This is a genomic window from Nocardia sp. NPDC055050 (assembly GCF_053608345.1).
Genome location: NZ_JBSGVG010000018.1, coordinates 123,906 through 141,532, shown reverse-complemented (window position 1 = coordinate 141,532; position 17,627 = coordinate 123,906). Strand labels below are relative to the sequence as shown.

Sequence of the window (17,627 nt, the reverse complement as noted above, 5' to 3'; positions counted from 1 at the left end):
ACGACCGGGGGGTACATGAAAGATTGGAACCAATAATAATTATTGGCACTGACATTCATCGACACACTATTGAGTTCTCAAAGAACACACGCACAAACGGAATGGCCGGATCGTTCCGGATCTTCCGAAGGGCAACTGTTCCAGCCTAACCTCACGTCCAGACGAAGTCAATCGTAAGCCTGGTCACAAGATCTTCAGCTCTGTCAGGCGTTTCCCCGTACTACCGCGTTTTCCCTTGGCCCGCCAGCCTCTCGGGCTAGCGTCTCGGCTCCGGGTTGGTGTCCGTGTCGCTCTGACTTCCAATAAGTTACGCGCCGGATAACGCCGCGTCAAATCGCCTGGACAGCACCGGATCTCCGCAGGTCACGGCGGTGCGCTCAGCCCTTGCGCCGGCCTGAATCACACGCATGTGACTCAGGCCTCCGCAACGACGTCAGGCTATCCGATGCACGCCCGCCATGTTCTTCTTTCCGCGCCGCAGCACCAGCCACTCGCCGTGCAGGTAGTCGGCATCGGAGGGAGTCCATTCGAGGTCGCTCACCCGCTGGTTGTTCACCGACGCACCGCCTTCGTTGACCACCCGGCGGGCCGCGCCCTTGCTTTCGCACAGGCCGGACGCGACGAGCAGGTCGACGATCGTGTTCGGTTCACCCGGCACCACCTCGGCGACCTTGCCGTCGACCGCGGCTTCGCGCAACGCGGCGCCGAGCGTGGACAGCGGAAGTTCGCCGAGCTCACCGCGGCCGAACAGGGCATGGCTGGCCAATTCCGCCGCGCGGGTCTCGGCCTCGCCGTGCACCAGCGTGGTCATCTCCGCTGCCAGGCGCTTCTGCGCCTCGCGGGCGAACGGACGTTCCGCCGTCGCCTGCTCGAGTTCGTCGAGTTCTTCGCGGCTCAGGAAGGTGAACCAGCGCAGGTAGCGCACAACATCGGCGTCGGCGGTGTTCACGAAGTACTGGTACCAGGCGTAGGGGCTGGTCAGTTCGGGGTCCAGCCACAGGCTGCCGCCACCGGTGGACTTGCCGAACTTCTTGCCGTCGGCCGAGGTCACCAGCGGCACGGTGAGCGCGTGCACATGCGCGCCGTCGACGCGCCGGTTCAGTTCGACGCCGGCGATGATGTTGCCCCACTGGTCGGAGCCACCGACCTGCAGCGTGCAACCGTGCTCGCGCCGCAGCTGCAGGTAGTCGTTGGCCTGCAGCAGCATGTAGCTGAACTCGGTGTAGGAGATGCCGTCGCCTTCGAGCCGCCGTTTGACGGTGTCGCGAGCGAGCATCACGTTCACCGAGAAGTGCTTGCCGACATCGCGCAGGAAGTCGATGGTCGACAGCGGGCCGGTCCAGTCCATGTTGTTCACGATGACAGCACCGGTCGGCGACTCGTCGAGGTCGACGAACCGCTCGAGCTGGCCCCGGATGCGCTGTGCCCACTCGGCGACGGTGTCGGTCGAGTTCATGATGCGTTCGCCCACGTCACGTGGGTCGCCGATCATGCCGGTCGCGCCGCCGGCGAGCACGATCGGCCGATGCCCGGCCAGCTGGAAGCGCTTGAGCGCGAGCAGCGGGACGAGGTGGCCGGCGTGCAGGCTGGCGGCGGTCGGGTCGAAGCCGGCATAGAGCGTCAGGGGCGCGGTGGCCGCGGCAGCGCGCAGCTCGTCCAGGTCGGTGGACTGCGCGATCAGGCCGCGCCAGGTCAGTTCGTCGAAGATGTCGCCGGTCACGCTGACCCATCTTTCCGCATGCGGTTCGTCAGTCGCGTGCGCGGGTGAGCCAGGCGAGCAGATCGGCTTCGACCTCGTCGCGGTTGGTTTCGTTGAGGACTTCGTGGCGGGCGTCCGCGTAGACCCGGTAGGTGAGGTCGGCAAGGCCCGCGTCGCGGTAGCGCTGGACGAGCAGGTCGGACAGGCGGAGCTTGTTGTTGAGCGGGTCCTTGTCGCCGACCATCACGTAGATGGGCAGGTCGGCGCGCACGGTACTCGGATCGGACAGCCGCGTCTGGGCGTTGCCCGCGAGCAGGCCCATGTTGGCGTCGTCGATGGCGAAACCGCACCAGGGGTCGGCGTTGTAGGCGTCGACCTGGGCTTCGTCGCGACTGATCCAGTCGGCGTCGGTGCGGGTGGGCTGGAACTCCGCGTTGAAGAAGCCGATCAGGTCACCACCGGCGGCCGCGATCTCGCCGAACAGGCCGTCGACCGCGGTCGTGCCGCTCAGCACCACCTCGTCGACGAGGCCGGAATGGTCGAGCAGGTACTGCTGCACGGCGAAGGAGCCGAGGCTGTGGCCGATCAGGGTGACGGGCAGCCCGGGGTGACGTTCGCGCAGGATCTCGGTGAGCGCGACCTCGTCGGCGACGAGCAGGTTCCAGCCGTCGGGGCCCAGGTCACCCGGTACGGCACCCATGCTGAGCCCGTGCCCGCGGTGGTCGTCGGCATAGACGGCGAACCCGAGACCGGCCAGTCGTTCGGCGAGGTGGCTGTAGCGGTCGGAATGTTCGCCCATGCCGTGCGCGATCTGCACGACCCCGCGCGGCTCGGTCTCGGTGGGGAGCCAGCTCCGCACGTGGATCGTGGTGCCGTCACTACTGGGGAAAGTGAACACGGGCGCTCCTGCTCGTACGGTCTTCTCGACGTGGTTCTCGATCGTCGCACCTGCGAGGGATTCGCCCTATTGGGTTCGGCGACGAAATCGGGAGCACGAGATCAGCTCCGTTACCGAACTCTCGGCACGCCGACAATCGCCGGAACCCCACGGCTCCGGCGATTGTCAGCGTGTCGAGTGGTGGCTCATCGCACCAGCGCGGTGATGGTGGCGCGGCGTTCGTAGGCGATCCAGGCGAAGATCGCGGCCAACACCAGTGGGAAGATCCCCATCGCGGGCTTGTCGGCGATGAAGGCCTGCGTCGCCGCGGCGAGCACCGTGAGCACGGACAGACCGGCGGCGGCCAGGCCGGACAGGCGCGGCACCATCAGGCCGATTCCGCCCGCCACCTCGACGACTCCGATGAAGATCAGCAGCCCGATCGGGATGGTCAGGTTCTCGGGGGCGTTGTCCATCAACGTGTTCGGGATGACGAGCTTCGGGCCGCCGGAGGCGATGACGAAGAACAGGCCGAGCACGATCTGCAGGGTCCACAGGACGCGGTTGCGGATCTTGCCGGGGCGGTAGCCGGCGGCGTCGGAGAGGTTCGCGGAGGGGGTCGCAGTGGTCATGGTCTCGTCCTTCGAGTCGGTCGCGCCGGGTTGGTAGCGCGTTCAACAGATAGGACGGACCGTCGCCGGGAAACTCATCGCTGTCGGCGAAGTCTGTCGAAATCGTCGCTAGGGCATCGGGGCGCGAGGGCTGCGCCGATAGACCGAGACGGCGGGCGAGGCCGGTAGCCAGAACCTCCACGGGATCTCGGCGGCCACGCTGACACCCACTCGGGGACCGGTGGCGATATCGGACTGCGGCACCGGTGGTTCCAGTGCGAGGCGCAGCGCGGAGAACGGGTCGAACAGCTCGGTTCCGTAGTCGGACATGCTGATGCCGAGCGCGCTGCCGACATTGCCCGGCCCCCGCGCCAGATCGGCGTCCGTGCGGGCGGCGGGCCTGCGTTCGCGAGCGAGGTCGATGCCCTCGACTACTTCCGCCGCGCGCACGAGCACCGCACCTGCCTCACCGTCGTAACCACCGGTCACGTTGACACAGAGATGAATTCCGTACGAGCGGTAGACGTAGAGCCGCCCGGCCGGGCCGAACATCACCGCGTTGCGGGCCGTCGGCCCCGGCCAGGAGTGTGCGGCCGGATCGGGCCACGGTCCGTCGGGGTTGCTGCCGTAGGCCTCGACTTCCACGATGCGCAGCGCCACCGGTCCCGACCACAGGATCGCGCCGAGCAACCTGCGGGCGGCGGTAGGGGGATCGACGGCCAGTTCCTGGGCGGACACGACCGTCATTGTCGCTCAGTCGGGCACCCACGCGCGGCATTCCGTTGCCGCGCGTGGCCGAAGGTACGCCGATGCGATCGGTACTCAGGCGTAGGCGCTGTGCTGCCCGGCGCGCAGGATGCGCCGATCGTCGACGATCACCACCGCGTAGGCGACCGCTACCAGGGCGCCGAGTTGGCCCCAGGCGAGCCAATACACCCCGATCGGCGTGGTGGCGGCGACGGCGAGGGCGCCGAGCAGCCTGCCGCGGGCACCGGACAGACCGAGCGCGGTCCGGAACCAGGACTGTCCGGCGAAGTAGAGGGCGACGCCGCCGGACAACGCGCCCGCGGCGGCCCAGCTCACCGGTTCGCCGCCGTGCGCGATGCTGAGCGCGATCCCTGCCGACGTGAGGATGACACCGACCAGGAGCGGATAGAGCGCATAGTCGTAGGCGACGAGCGCAGGCCGCACCCGTTCGAGGTCGGGTCGCTCGCCCAGCGCGTGCTCGCCGCGTTCGTCGTCGAAACCGAAGTAGGCCCACCACAGCACATACGCCAGCGCCAGCCCCAACGCGACCATGGCCAGCAGCGCGACGGTGATCGGTTCGCCTGCCAGCCCGACGCCGAGGGCGACGATCGATTCGCCGAGCGCGACGATCACCACCAGCCCGTGCCGCTCGCAGAAGTGCGAGACGCGCACCCGGAACCCGGCGGTGTCGACGAGGTAGGGACTGAGGATCTGCACCGCGAAAGCCCCTGCCCAGAGCACGTATTGCAGTGGCGGGTGGGTGAAGCCGCCCGCCACGACCAGGGTGGCCGATACCGCGTTGAGTGGCCCGATCCGGCGGATCGCCAGAACGGCCGACGCCCCGCCCGCCGAGGCGAACATCGCGGTGTGGATCGCGGTCACCAGCAGGTAGCCGATGCCGAAGGCGACACCGGTGCCGTGGAAGGCGTCGGGCACGGCGAGCGCGAGCATGAAGAACGCCGACATCCCGACCAGCAACCAGGTCCGGCGCGAGGACGAGCTCGGCGCGACCTCGTTGGTCAGCCAGACGTACCCGCTGTACATCCACCAGATCACGCCGAACATGAGCGAGACCTGCAGAACTGCTTCCCATCCCGGATGGTGTACGAACACGTGGGTGAGCTGGGTGATCGTGAAAACGAAGACCAGGTCGAAGAACAGTTCCAGGGTCGAGGCCCTGACCTGGCCACCTTCGGCCCGGTCGTTGAGATTGCTTGACACGGCAGAATGGTAGGGCCAGTGACCGGTTCGCGCGAACCCAGCGCGGGACGCGGTTTCACCCCTGATGCAGGAGGGGTTCTCGGCCGGGACGAGCTCGTCCCGGCGCGACAAGCGGTCAGCGACGCGTTGCTCAGCCGAGCAGGTCGGTGCCGCGGTACAGCCCGGCCAGCTTGCCGGGGTTGACCTGGAAGCGCAGATTCTGGATGTGTCCGTCGACGAGGTCGAAAGTGAAGGCGGCGCCGGGGTTTCCGGCGAAGGAGGCCAGGGTGCCGAGCTCACCGTTGATGCCGGTCGCGGTGAGTTCGAAACCCGCGGACGACGGTTTGGCGAGGACGCCCAGGATCCAGCGGGCGACGTGGTCGGGTCCGTGCAGGGGGCGACGGGCGGCGGTGACCACGCCGCCGCCGTCGGACCAGCACGTGACATCGGGGGCGAGCAGGTCCATCAGGGCATTGAGGTCGCCGCCTGCGCAGGCGGCCATGAACTGTGCGGTGACCTGGGCGCGGGCGTCCTTGTCGGTATCGAATCGTGGACGTCGCGAGTGGACGTGGTTCTTCGCGCGGTGCGCGATCTGGCGCACGCTCGCCTCGGACCGTTCGAGGGCTTCGGCGATCTCGGCGTGCGAGTAGCCGAATACTTCGCGCAGCAGGAACACCGCGCGTTCGACGGGGGTGAGGGTTTCCAGCACGACGAGCATGGCGGTGGAGACGGTGTCTGCCAATTCGGTGTCCTCGGCGATATCGGGCGATGTCAGGACCGGCTCGGGAAGCCAGGGGCCGACATAGCTTTCGCGGGTCGCGCGGGCGGAGGTGAGACGGTTCAGCGAGAGATTGGTGACCGTGCGGACCAGGTAGGCCTTGGGATGGGTGACCGCGGCGCGGTCGGTGTCGTTCCACTTGAGCCAGGTGTCCTGCAGGACGTCCTCGGCGTCGGTGACGGTACCGAGCATGCGGTAAGCGGTCGCGAACAGCAGGCGGCGGTGTTCGAGAAACGGATCCTGATCGGCCATACGATCTACCATGTCGCACGCTCCGTCACGGTGGCCAGTCGGTGGGCGCCGAGCAGGCTCGGCGCCCGATCGGCGACGGTGCGGGCTGTTCACGCGACGGCGCGAGTCACCTTGCCGCCCTTGGACAATTGCACGTTCATGGTCATCTTCTTACTGGCCTTGAACGTCGGAACGGGGCTGCTGCTGACCAGCTCCTTGTAGATGCGCGCGGCCCAGCCGGTGAGGTAGAGGCGGCGCGGGGTGTCGTCGGCGTTGGTGAACTGGATGACCGCGTCGCGGCGGCCCAGGCTGACCGGCTGGTGGAAGTACCCGAAGCGGAACGGCCGCACTGTCTTGCCGCGCAGTTCGGCGGCGATCAGGTCGGCGGTGTAGGCAGCGGTCGGCAGGCCGCTCTGACAGGTACCGTGCACCCGCCCCCACTCCTGGCGGACGGCGGCCGCGTCACCGATAGCGTGAATCATGTTGTGCGACAACGACTTCAGTGTCGGGTCCACGACGATGAGGCCACGCGCGTCGGTCTCGATCCCCGCCTCGGCGGCCAGCGGTGAGACCCGCACGCCGGTGGTCCACAGCGTGAGGTCGGCGCCGATCACCGTGCCGTCGGCGAGCTCGACCGCGTCGGGCTGCACCTTGGCGACGCGCACGCCGATCTCGCGGACGATGCCGAGCCGGTCCATCGCCTTGTTCAGGTGGGCGCGGGCTTTGTCGCCCATCATCGCGCCCGGCTCGCCCGAGCTGATCAGGGTGACGCGCAGACCGGGGTGGCTTTCCGCGATCTCGGTCGCGGCTTCGATACCGGTGAGTCCGCCACCGCACACGGCGACGCGGGCACCCTGCGCCGCGAGGGTGGCGAGCTTGCCCGCGAATTCGTGGGCGAGGCGCGGGTCGTCGAGGGTGAAGGCGTGGTCGGCGACACCGGGCACCAGGGAGGTCTCGGCGGTGCTGCCGAGGGCGTAGATCAGCTCGTCGTAGGCGAGTTCGCCGATGCCGTCGACGTGGACGCGCCGCGCGGTGGGGTCGATCGCGGTGACCCAGCCCTGCACGAATTCGACGCCGGTGCCGTCGAGGATTTCCGGGATATCGTGGTGGGCGAGCTCCTGACCGGCGGCGATCTGGTGCATCCGCAGCCGCTCGGTGAAGCGGGCCGACGGATTGACCAGGGTGATCGCCACATCCAGTTTTCTGGTGCGCCGGGCCAGGCGGATCGCGGCCAGCATGCCGGTGTAGCCGGCCCCGAGGACAACGATGCGGTGCGTAGTGGTGGTCATTGCGGTACTCCTGTCGGTGGGATGTTCATGGGACAAGGCAGCTCGCCGGAACGTGACAACCCGGCATTGTGATCCAAGTCACATGGTTCTGACCTGCGGGAAACCCTGAAATCCGCGACCGGAAATCAGGGTCGCACCGGGGACGCACCCGGATGTGGCGCCGGGTTCGCGACCCTACCGTCGACGCATGGCTTCTCCCCCACGCCGGCTACGCCGCATCCTGCTCGGCGCGTGCGCCCTCGCCGTCACCCTGGCCACCGCGATCGGCGCCGGGGTGGCGTGGACCTGGAGCTCCGCCGACATCTCGACGGTCGGCACCACGGAATTCACTCAGCCACTGCGCATCCCGCCGCTGGCGGATTCGACTGTCGACTCCACCGGAACACGGGTGTTCGCCCTCGATATGCGCACCGGGACAACCACATTCGAGCCCGGCCGCGCCACCGAGACGTGGGGCTTCAACGGCAGCTACCTCGGCCCCACCGTGCGCGCGGCCCGCGGCGAACGCGTGCGAGTCCAGGTGCGCAACCAGCTCCCCGAGGCATCGACAGTGCACTGGCACGGCATGCACCTGCCTGCCGCCATGGACGGCGGGCCGCACCAGATGGTCGACTCCGGTGCGACATGGACACCGGAATGGACTGTGGATCAACCGGCTTCGACTCTCTGGTACCACCCGCACCCGCACGGCGCGACCGAGGACCATGTGCGCCGCGGCCTGGCGGGCCTGTTCCTGATCGATGACGCACCGAGTGCGGAACTGCCGCTGCCCAGCACCTACGGCGTGGACGACATCCCGGTGATCGTGCAGGACATGCGTCTGCGCGGTAGCCGCCTCGACAGCGCGCACGCGATCTTCCGGGACATCGGCTTCCTCGGCGACCGCACCATGGTCAACGGCACCCTGTCCCCCTATCGGGAAGTCGGGGACGAACTGGTGCGGCTGCGCCTGCTCAATGCCTCGACCGCGCGGATCTACACCTTCGCCTTCGACGACGCCCGCGCGTTCGCGATGATCGGTTCCGACGGCGGCCTGCTCGAACGCCCCACCACCCTCGATCACCTGCGACTCTCACCCGGCGAACGCGCGGAGATCGTGGTGCGGATGCGGCCCGGTGAGCGCACGGTGTTGCGCAGCGAGAAACTCGCGGCGGGTCTCGACTTCTGGTCGAACCGGTTCTCGGGCGGTGACGACACGTTCGATGTGCTCGAACTGCGCGCGGCGGCGACCTTGCGCCCCTCCGCTGGGTTACCGGAAACTCTTGTGCCGCTGTCGATTCCCGATGGGACCGACTCGGTCATGCAACGGCGCTTCGACCTGACCCTGGCCGGTATCAACGGCGAGCGCATGAACATGAGCCGCATCGACACCACGGTCACCCGGGGCACCACCGAGACCTGGGTCGTGCGCAACATCGACGGCATGCCGCACAACTTTCACGTCCACGATGTGCAGTTCCGGGTGCTCGAGTACGACGGTGGCCCGCCCCCGCCCGAGCTGACCGGCGCCAAGGACACCATCTTCCTGCCACCGAATACGGCGACGACGCTGGCCCTACGGTTCGACGGGCCCGCCGATCCGACGACGCCGTACATGTATCACTGCCATCTGCTGTGGCACGAGGATGTCGGGATGATGGGCCAGTTCACCGTTGTCGAACCAGGTCAGCAGGCCGTGACACCTCCAGGACACGCCCACTGACCTTGCCACCTCGAAACCATCGCGCTAAATTCATCACGTAGTGAATTCAACACTCGATGAATTGAGGCGACCATGTCGCGCACCGCACCGCCACCGATCGCCGTCCGGGTCGCGGACCTGACCGTCAAACGCGGAAAACGCCCCGTCCTGCACGGCCTCACCCTGGATATCCCCCGCGGCTCGATCACCGGCCTGCTCGGACCGTCCGGTTGCGGGAAGACCACCCTGCTGCGCAGCATCGTGGGAACGCAGCTGGTGGAATCGGGCACCGTCACGGTGCTCGGCGAACCGGCGGGCAGCGCCGGGCTACGGCGCCGGGTCGGTTACGTCACCCAGGCGCCGAGCATCTACGCCGACATCAGCGTCCGCGACAACGTGGCGTACTACGCCGCGCTCTACGGGCGCGACCGCGACGACACCGAATCCGCGCTCGTCGCAGTCGGTTTGGCCGATCACGCGGATCAGCTCGGCGACCAGCTCTCCGGTGGCCAGAAGACCAGGGCATCCCTGGCATGCGCGCTCGTGGGCAAGCCGGAACTCCTGGTACTCGACGAACCGACAGTCGGCCTCGATCCGGTGTTGCGCGTGGAACTGTGGAAGCAGTTCCGTGAATTGGCCGCGGCGGGAACGACTCTGCTCGTGTCGAGTCACGTGATGGACGAAGCCGAGCACTGCGACAAGCTGCTGCTGATGCGCGAGGGCAACCTGCTCGCCCAGCTCAGCCCCGACGAACTGCGCGAGCGCACCGACGAACAGAACCTCGAGGCCGCTTTCCTGACCCTGATCACGATGGGAGAGCACGCATGACCACCCTGCGCCCCTACACCGCCACGACCGCCCGGATCCTGCGACAACTGCGCAACGATCACCGCACCGTCGCCATGATCCTGGTGGTCCCCGCCCTGCTGATGACGCTGCTGTACTTCATCTACCAGGACGCACCGCGCCCGCCGCACGCCCCGCTGACGATGTTCGACCGGGTCGGCATCACGATGCTCGGGATCCTGCCGTTCATCGTGATGTTCCTGATCACCGCGATCGCGATGCAGCGCGAACGCACATCGGGAACCCTCGAACGACTGCTCACCACACCGCTGAGCAAGCTCGACCTGCTCGCCGGATACGGCAGCGCGTTCTCCCTCGCCGCCGCCGCACAGGCCGCGGTCGCCTGCGTGGTCGCGTTCTGGCTGCTCGGACTGACCGCCGCGGGCAGCCCGGGCTGGGTCATGCTGATCGCGATGGTCGACGCGGTGTGCGGCGTCGGGCTCGGCCTGCTGGCGAGTGCGTTCGCGCGCACCGAATTCCAGGCCGTGCAGTTCATGCCGGTGATCGTCGCGCCGCAGATCTTCCTGTGCGGGCTGCTGGTACCGCGCGACCGGCTGCCCGGCTGGCTCGAGGCGATCAGCAATGTGATGCCGTTGAGCTACGCAGTCGACGCGCTCCAGCAGGTGTCGGTTCACGCGGAGCCGACAGCTGCGATGTGGCGCGATATCGCCGTCGTCGCCGGGTTCGCGCTGGTGGCGCTCGGCCTCGCCGCGGCTACTCTGCGTCGACGCACCCCGTAGCGAACACGACCCGACGAGAGGATCCACGATGAGTGACGGCGAATCCGGTGCCGGCACAGCGAAATCCGGGCGCACCGGACGCAGGCCGGGCAACGCCGACACCAAGCTGGCGATCCTCGACGCGGCGCGGGTCCGGTTCGCCGGCGCCGGGTTCGACAAGACCTCGATCCGCGCGATCGCGGCCGATGCCGATGTCGACCCGGCGCTGGTGCACCACTACTTCGGCAACAAGCAGCAGCTGTTCGCCGCCGCCGTGGACTTCCCGGTCGACCCGGACACCACGCTCAGAGCCGTCGACGCCGCGCCGATCGCCGAGCTCGGCGCGACGATCGTGCGCGCGGTCGTCACCGTGTGGGACTCCCCCGCCGGACCCGGCATTGTGGCCATGGTCCGCAGCATCTTCGCGGGCGGCGATCAGAATCTCGCGCGCACGTTCCTGCTCCAGGTGGTACTGGAACGGGTCCGGGTGCGCATCGCCACCGCCGACGACGACGGTCGCGCCAGGGTCTCGCTGGCCGCATCCCAGATGATCGGGGTCTTGACCGCCCGCAAGATCATCGCGCTGGAACCGCTGGCCTCGATGCCGATCGATGCCGTGGTCGATGCCGTCGGCCCAGTCGTACAGCGCTACCTGACCGGTGAGATCGAGACCGGCAGTTGGTGATTCAGCGCGACCTCACCCGCACGATCGCCGGTGGCACATCGCGCAGCAACGGCAACGCGCCGAAGATCGGCAGGGTCGCGGCCAGCGGACCGTGCGAGGGACCGTAGGAGCTCACCGTCACCTCGCCGACCGCCGGACTCCACGACCGCAGCAGCGCCGCGATCTTGCTGCGCTCGATCCCCCACGGCATCGGCGGCGCCGTGTAGTCCGGCGTCGTGTGGAACCCGCGCACGGTCTTGCGGGAGAACCACGGCGGGATCGTGTCGAACATCAGCTCCACGCCGGGAAATCGTTCGAGAATCGCGGTGACCAGGCGGCGCACGTCGTTGGGCGCGAAGTACATCAACAGCCCCTGCGCCGTGACGAAGACACCACGCTCGGGGTCGACGTGGTCGAGCCAGGTCAGATCCAGCGCACTGATCGGCAGATACGCACACCTCGGCGTCGGCGGCAGGAATCGAGTGCGGATCTCGATCGCCTCGGGCACATCGACGCACAACCATCGCACCGCGCCGTCATCGCACCGCTGGAACTGGGTCTCGAGCCCGGCGGCCAGTTCCACCACGGTCCCGCCGGGATGCGCGGCCAGCCACGGCCGCAGTGCCTCATCGAAGCGGGCCGAACGTACAGCGTGGGTGCCGTCGGGCTCGCCGAAGGTCCGCGTGTAGTCGAAATCGATGGTGTCGTAGAGGCGTTCACAGTCCGGATCGGTCAGGACCGCGTCGGCGCGCTTCACCTCCGCACCACGGTTGTGCAGGGTCCACAGCATGGTCAGCGGAATGCCGCTCAATGCGACGTCATCAGCCATCGGACGCACTCTTTCCTGATCGGGTCAGCACCTCAGCACGAACTAAGGTAAGCCTAACTCCGATTCGGGAGCAGTGGGGAAGCTGCCGAATGGGCCGATCAGGATTCGGCGACGAAGAATTCGTGCTCGGCGTCGGAGACGTCGCGGGCCTCGTCGATCAGCAGCACCGGGATGCCGTTGTCGATCGGGTACGCGCGACGTAGACGCGGGTTGTAGAGCACGCTCACATCGGCTTCGGTGCGCACCAGCTGCAGGGGACCCTTGTCCTGGGGGCAGGCCAGCAGGCCGAGCAGGGTTGCGTCGATGGTGGATTCGTGCGCCATGTGCCTAACCTACCGCGCCCGGCGGAACGAGATGTAGCGGTGTCCGAAGAAGCTCACGACCGCCACCAGACCCATGACGATCACCGAGGCGGGGGCGGCGGGAAACCCGAGGCCGGTGACCGCCAGTTCCACCAGGATCACGTTGAGCACCAGACCACCGGCGTTGACCCCACAGAACGCGAGAAAGTCACGCAGGAGATGGCCGTGCACGCGGAACACCAGGGTGCGGTGCAGCACGAACGCGACGACCGTGCTCACCGCGTAGGCAGCGACAACAGCCAGACCGGGCCTGCCGTCGCCGAGCACCTGCAGCCAGAAAACGACGAGCGCCATGCCGAGCAGGGTGTTGAACCCGCCGACGATCGCGAACGCCAGCTCCTGACGTTTCACGATCCGCAGCAGCGGGCCCGGTGTCTCGAGCACGCCGCCCGCCGCCTCGGCGGTCATCGCACCGCGTTCGCGAGCGCGGTGTCGTCGTCGGCGATCGACTCCGCCGCCGGGGCGTCCAACTCCTCGTCGTCGGGCTTACGCCCACGCACGTACAGCCACTGGAACACCGCGAGTCCGAGCAGTCCGAGGCCGATCGCGGCGCCGCCGATCTTCCAGCCCGGCGGACGCCAGGTCAGCTCGAGATCACCGTTCTTCGTCCCGGCCGGAATGTCGACCGCGACGAAACTCTTCGCGACGACCTTGAACGGGATGTCCTTGCCGTCGAGGCTCACCCGGTAGCCCGGCCAGCCCAGACGCGCGAACACGACGCGGCCACCGGCCGCCGAGCTCACGGTGACCCGGCTCGTCGTATCGCTTTCCGAGGTCGAGACCGCGGTGGCGTTCTCGACCGCCGAGATCCGGCCGTTGCGGGTGGAGATCAGGCCGTCCGCACGTTCGAGGACCGAGATGTAGTTCTCGTGGCCGGGGTAGTCGACCCACTTCCACCCCTCGGGCGCGGGCTCTGTCCGCGCGGCCGGGTAGAGCGCGCGTTGCAGCACCACCCGGTCGATGTTCATCAGATCGACGACCGTTTTGCCTGTCGACGGCTCGACCGCGAACGCGCGGCGGTAGGCGTCGGGGCACACGCTGGTGTCCCAGCGCATGCAGAGCATGTCGCCGAACCAGAAGTGACCGTTCGGGGTGTAGCCGCTGACATAGGTGCGCTCGATGTCCTTGGCGTAGTTGCCGAACACCAGCGAGCCGTAGGCACCGTCGAGGGTGCGCTCCCCCGGTTGGATCAGTGCGCGATCGCCGAGCTGCAGCGTGGTCCCCGCGAACTCCGGGAACGCCGCGCGCGCCGCGGCCCGATCGCTGGGCAGATTCCAGCTCATCGGCGTCGGCTGTGCCCGTTCCACCTGGACATACGCGATCGGGGACACCGCGATGATCGCCAGCGCCACCGCCGCCGAGATCCCCTTGTTCACCGCCAGCCACACCAGCGCGGCCCCGAGCGCGGCGATGGCCAGCGCGGCGATCACATGCGCGATCCAGTTGTGTGGGTCGGCGGAGAACGACCGCACCCACAGCAGCCCGATCAGCACGGCCGCCGCGATACCCCGCGCACGCCAGTCCTTGAAGGTCGCGAACCGCCCGAGCAGCACGCACACCAGCAGCAGCAGACCCAGCGCCACCATCGGCAGCACGCGGGCGGGCCAGCGCAGCGGGCCTATCGTGCCGGGTCCGGCCGTCCACATCAGCGCAGCGATCGCGAACAGGCCGATGCCGCTGAGTTCGCGCCAGGCCGCGCGCGCCTTGCCCCAGTCGATGAACGCCAGGGCCGGAATCAGGAACCAGGCGATGTAGACCACCGGCAGCGGCTGGACGTAACCCCACCACGAGGTGAACGCGGGCAGGGTCGAGGGCAGGCTCGCGTTCAGCGATTCCGACCACGGCACCGTGAGGAACATGTCGTTGTTGATCTGAGCGGTGCCACGCCAGGTGACCTTCGCCGACAGCATGCTCGGCAGGTAGGTCGCCGCTCCGGCCAGCGCCGCCAAGCCGGCCACCGTCAGCAGTTTCAGCGACGGGCGCCAGGTCCGCTGGTAGATCAGCTCACCGACCGCGACCGCGCCGATCATCAGGCCGGCTTCCACCGCCGGGAAGATGTACTGCACCGAGATCGCCAGGTAGAGATACACGAACACGGGGGTCGGCCCGCCACGACCGCGCGAGTAGCGCACGCCCGACGCCCACGCGTGCACCATCCACGCGGTGCCGGTGAAGGCGGTCATCCAGCTGGCCTCGTCGAAGAACAGCAACCAGCCGGTGAACGAAATCGAGACCCCGGCCAACGCCGCCCACTGCACCCGGGAGCCGTAGGCCAGGCAGATCCGGTAGACGCCGAGTCCGAGGATGATCGCGAAGATCAGCTTCACCACGGTCGCGTACAGCACCAGGTTGTCCACCGAGGGCGCGATGAGATCGATCAGCAGCTGCGGCGGATTCAGCAGCCCGGCTTCCTCGATCGAGTAGTTCCCGGCCATCCAGTGCTCGGGCACCATCACCGGCAGATCACCGTTGCGCAGCCGGTTGCCGAGCATCACCCACAGCGGGACGTACTGGGATTCGGTGTCGTCGGTATAGAAGTGCCGAACGTTGGCCAGGAGAACCGCACCATAGCCCGCGATCACTCCGAGGGAGGTGATCAAGCCCCAGATATAGACGGAACGACGGGACGGGGTTCTACTTTCCACCACGAGGACCAGACCCTACAGGCACACGGCCCGACTGGCACCGTCGCACAGCGGGATCGCTTCCACCGACGTGTCACGCGCCGGTGTTAAAGTGCGCACACTGCTGGGTCAATACCTCCGAAACACCGAAAGTGTCCGCGATGCCGATTCCGTCCGCACCTTTGTCCAGGCCCGACACTGTCGTGCGATCGGGCGCGCCCGATCGCAACGGATCGAGCCCGGTGCATTCGGTATCGGTGGTCGTCCCGGTGTATCGGGGCGAGGACACGATCGCGGCACTGGTCGCCGAGCTGGACCGGCTGACGGGCCCGAGTACGACCGCGGCGGGCGCCCGGTTCGCGGTCGAGGAGATCATCCTCGTGCACGACAACGGCCCCGACCGCTCCGATGTCGTCCTGCAGGAACTGGAAGGGTCCTTCCCGCAGGTGCGCGCGGTGTGGTTGAGCCGCAACTTCGGTCAGGACGCGGCGACGATCGCCGGTATGGCGGCGGCACAGGGCGACTGGATCGTCACGATGGACGAAGACGGTCAGCACGACCCCGCGTTCATCGCGGACTTCCTCGACGCGGCGCTGGCCTCGCGCGCGGACCTGGTCTATTCGAAACCGTCCAATACCCGCCCGCACGGCTTCCTGCGCAATCTCACCTCACGCGGCGCCAAGATCGTGCTCGCGACGGTGTTCGCGTTCCCGGATTCGACGCGCTTCGAGAGCTTCCGGCTGATCCGCGGCGACATCGGCCGCCAGCTCGCCGAGGTCGCGGCCAACGGCGTGTACCTGGACGTGGCACTCACCTGGGTCGTCGGCAATACGGTCTCGGTGCCGGTGGTGCTGCGCGCCGAAGGCCGCGAGGAGTCCGGCTACAACTATCGCCGCCTGTTCTCCCTGTTCTGGAAGATGGTGCTGTGCAGCGGCACTCGCGGCCTGCGGCTGGTGAGTATGCTCGGGGTCACCCTCGCGCTGGCCGGGGTGATCATGGCCGCGGTGGTGATCGTGCAGGCGTTGACGCAGGACAACCACGATCCCGAGGGCTGGGCGTCGATCATCGTCGTGATGCTGCTGTGCTCGGGCGCGATGCTGTTCTCGCTCGGCCTGATCGCCGAGTATCTCGGTGTCGCACTGCACATCCTGGTCGGCAAGCCGCTCTACCTCACCGTGCAGACCCCGACACCGCGCCCGGATACGATGCATGCGCCGGCCGTGAACCATCGAGTCGACGCCGCGGTACCGGCAGCCGCGACGGAGAAGGGCCATCGCGCGTGAGCGACCGCATCATCTTCAGCAGGCCGTTCCGCGCTGCCGCTGAACGCCCCAATCTGATGACCGTGCTCGATTCCGATCACAGTCACGGCGACGGTCAGTTCACCAAGTCGGCGACGGCGAAGATCAAAGCCATCACCGGCGCCGATCACGCGCTGCTCACCACCTCCTGCACGCACGCGCTCGAATTGGGCGCGCTGCTGCTGGAGCTGGGTCCCGACGACGAGGTGATCGTCCCCAGTTTCGCGTTCACCTCCGCGGCCACCTCGATGGCCCTGCGTGGTTCCACCTGCGTGTTCGTCGACATCGACGAGTCCACCGGCAATATCGACCCCGCCGCCGCGGCGGCCGCGATCACCGACCGCACCAAGGCCATCGTGGTGATGCACTACGGCGGTGTCGCCGCCGACATGGAGCCGCTGCTCGCGCTGGCCGCCCAGCACGGCGTGGCGATCATCGAGGACAACGCACACGGTCTGGGCGGCACCTGGCGGGGCAGACAGCTCGGCACGATCGGCACCCTCGGCACACAGAGTTTCCACGACACGAAGAACGTGCACTGCGGTGAGGGCGGCGCGCTGCTGCTGTCGGACGAGATCCTGATGGGTCGCGCCGAGATCATGCGGGAGAAGGGCACCGACCGCGCTCGCTTCCTGCGCGGCCAGGTCGACAAGTACTCCTGGCAGGACATCGGTTCCAGCTACCTGCCCAGCGAGCTCAACGCCGCCGTGCTCGACGCCCAGTTGGCCGAGTTCGACACCATCCAGGCCAACCGCCACCGCGTGTGGGACACCTACGCGGCCGCGCTGCCCGACTGGGCGGCACGCAACGACGTGCGCCCGATGACGGTACCCGCCGACGCGGGCCACACCGCGCACCTGTTCTACCTGCGGATGCCCAGCGAGGACAGCCGCGACGGCATCATCGCCCACCTCGCCGAACGCGGCATCGTCGCGCCGTTCCACTACATTCCGCTGGATTCGAGCCCCGCGGGCCTCAAGTACGGCCGTACCCCGGTGCCGTGCACCCGCTCGGCGAACTTCTCGGCGACGATCGTGCGCCTGCCGCTGTGGCCGTTGCTGAGCGAGGCTCAGCTCGGTCGCGTCGTCGACGCGGTCACCGAATACCAGGTCTAGCCACAAATCGAACAAAGGCCGCCCGGTTTCTGCCGGGCGGCCTTCGCGTTGTGC

Annotated in this window: 17 protein-coding genes; 6 read left to right on the top strand and 11 right to left on the bottom strand. The window is 67.8% G+C overall.

Going from position 1 to position 17,627, the window contains the following annotated elements:
• Positions 1-433: 433 nt before the first annotated feature.
• From tyrS to ACWGCN_RS20330, 7 genes are all read right to left on the bottom strand, one after another.
• Positions 434-1,720, bottom strand: coding sequence for a tyrosine--tRNA ligase (tyrS, locus tag ACWGCN_RS20360; protein WP_378994288.1), 1,287 nt, complete (start codon positions 1,718-1,720; stop codon positions 434-436).
• Positions 1,721-1,748: 28 nt separating this feature from the next.
• Entirely contained in the window at positions 1,749-2,597 is an 849-nt protein-coding gene (locus ACWGCN_RS20355; RefSeq protein WP_379316250.1) for an alpha/beta hydrolase, read from the bottom strand.
• Between the two features lie 185 nt (positions 2,598-2,782).
• A complete protein-coding gene (locus tag ACWGCN_RS20350) occupies positions 2,783-3,208 on the bottom strand; it encodes a DoxX family protein (protein ID WP_378994284.1) in 426 nt (141 codons plus the stop codon).
• A 108-nt stretch (positions 3,209-3,316) separates the two neighbouring features.
• Positions 3,317-3,925, bottom strand: coding sequence for a DNA-3-methyladenine glycosylase (locus ACWGCN_RS20345; protein ID WP_378994282.1), 609 nt, complete (start codon positions 3,923-3,925; stop codon positions 3,317-3,319).
• Between the two features lie 84 nt (positions 3,926-4,009).
• Entirely contained in the window at positions 4,010-5,155 is a 1,146-nt protein-coding gene (locus ACWGCN_RS20340) for a low temperature requirement protein A (RefSeq protein WP_452458692.1), read from the bottom strand.
• Positions 5,156-5,285: 130 nt separating this feature from the next.
• Entirely contained in the window at positions 5,286-6,176 is an 891-nt protein-coding gene (locus ACWGCN_RS20335; RefSeq protein ID WP_452458691.1) for an RNA polymerase sigma-70 factor, read from the bottom strand.
• 77 nt (positions 6,177-6,253) lie between these two features.
• On the bottom strand, positions 6,254-7,432 hold the full coding sequence (locus tag ACWGCN_RS20330) for an NAD(P)/FAD-dependent oxidoreductase (protein WP_452458690.1): 1,179 nt from the start codon (positions 7,430-7,432) through the stop codon (positions 6,254-6,256).
• 187 nt (positions 7,433-7,619) lie between these two features.
• Between ACWGCN_RS20330 and ACWGCN_RS20325 the strand changes: the two genes are divergently transcribed.
• From ACWGCN_RS20325 to ACWGCN_RS20310, 4 genes are all read left to right on the top strand, one after another.
• Entirely contained in the window at positions 7,620-9,134 is a 1,515-nt protein-coding gene (locus ACWGCN_RS20325) for a multicopper oxidase family protein (RefSeq protein ID WP_452458689.1), read from the top strand.
• 72 nt (positions 9,135-9,206) lie between these two features.
• Positions 9,207-9,941: an ABC transporter ATP-binding protein gene (locus tag ACWGCN_RS20320; protein WP_378994271.1), complete on the top strand. Its 735-nt coding sequence runs from the start codon at positions 9,207-9,209 to the stop codon at positions 9,939-9,941.
• Complete coding sequence (locus tag ACWGCN_RS20315) at positions 9,938-10,699, top strand: ABC transporter permease (protein WP_378994269.1); 762 nt, start codon at positions 9,938-9,940, stop codon at positions 10,697-10,699. The genes ACWGCN_RS20320 and ACWGCN_RS20315 overlap by 4 nt, the downstream gene beginning before the upstream one ends.
• A gap of 28 nt (positions 10,700-10,727) precedes the next feature.
• The gene (locus ACWGCN_RS20310) at positions 10,728-11,363 is read left to right on the top strand and encodes a TetR/AcrR family transcriptional regulator (RefSeq protein ID WP_378994267.1); all 636 of its coding nucleotides are present in this window, start codon (positions 10,728-10,730) and stop codon (positions 11,361-11,363) included.
• A 1-nt stretch (position 11,364) separates the two neighbouring features.
• On the opposite strand, the gene ACWGCN_RS20305 is transcribed toward ACWGCN_RS20310, so the two are convergent.
• The 4 genes from ACWGCN_RS20305 to ACWGCN_RS20290 form a co-directional block, all read right to left on the bottom strand.
• The gene (locus ACWGCN_RS20305; protein ID WP_452458688.1) at positions 11,365-12,171 is read right to left on the bottom strand and encodes a class I SAM-dependent methyltransferase; all 807 of its coding nucleotides are present in this window, start codon (positions 12,169-12,171) and stop codon (positions 11,365-11,367) included.
• A gap of 98 nt (positions 12,172-12,269) precedes the next feature.
• Positions 12,270-12,494: a Trm112 family protein gene (locus ACWGCN_RS20300; protein WP_378636876.1), complete on the bottom strand. Its 225-nt coding sequence runs from the start codon at positions 12,492-12,494 to the stop codon at positions 12,270-12,272.
• Positions 12,495-12,503: 9 nt separating this feature from the next.
• Positions 12,504-12,941 carry a GtrA family protein gene (locus tag ACWGCN_RS20295; protein ID WP_378994263.1) on the bottom strand — a complete coding sequence of 146 codons (438 nt, stop codon included), beginning with the start codon at positions 12,939-12,941 and terminating at the stop codon, positions 12,504-12,506.
• A complete protein-coding gene (locus ACWGCN_RS20290) occupies positions 12,938-15,178 on the bottom strand; it encodes a hypothetical protein (RefSeq protein ID WP_452458694.1) in 2,241 nt (746 codons plus the stop codon). The genes ACWGCN_RS20295 and ACWGCN_RS20290 overlap by 4 nt, the downstream gene beginning before the upstream one ends.
• Positions 15,179-15,399: 221 nt before the next feature.
• Between ACWGCN_RS20290 and ACWGCN_RS20285 the strand changes: the two genes are divergently transcribed.
• Positions 15,400-16,440, top strand: a complete 1,041-nt coding sequence (locus ACWGCN_RS20285; RefSeq protein WP_378994259.1) for a glycosyltransferase — start codon at positions 15,400-15,402, stop codon at positions 16,438-16,440.
• Positions 16,437-17,573: a dTDP-4-amino-4,6-dideoxygalactose transaminase gene (gene rffA / locus ACWGCN_RS20280; RefSeq protein ID WP_378994257.1), complete on the top strand. Its 1,137-nt coding sequence runs from the start codon at positions 16,437-16,439 to the stop codon at positions 17,571-17,573. The genes ACWGCN_RS20285 and rffA overlap by 4 nt, the downstream gene beginning before the upstream one ends.
• Positions 17,574-17,627: the final 54 nt, after the last annotated feature.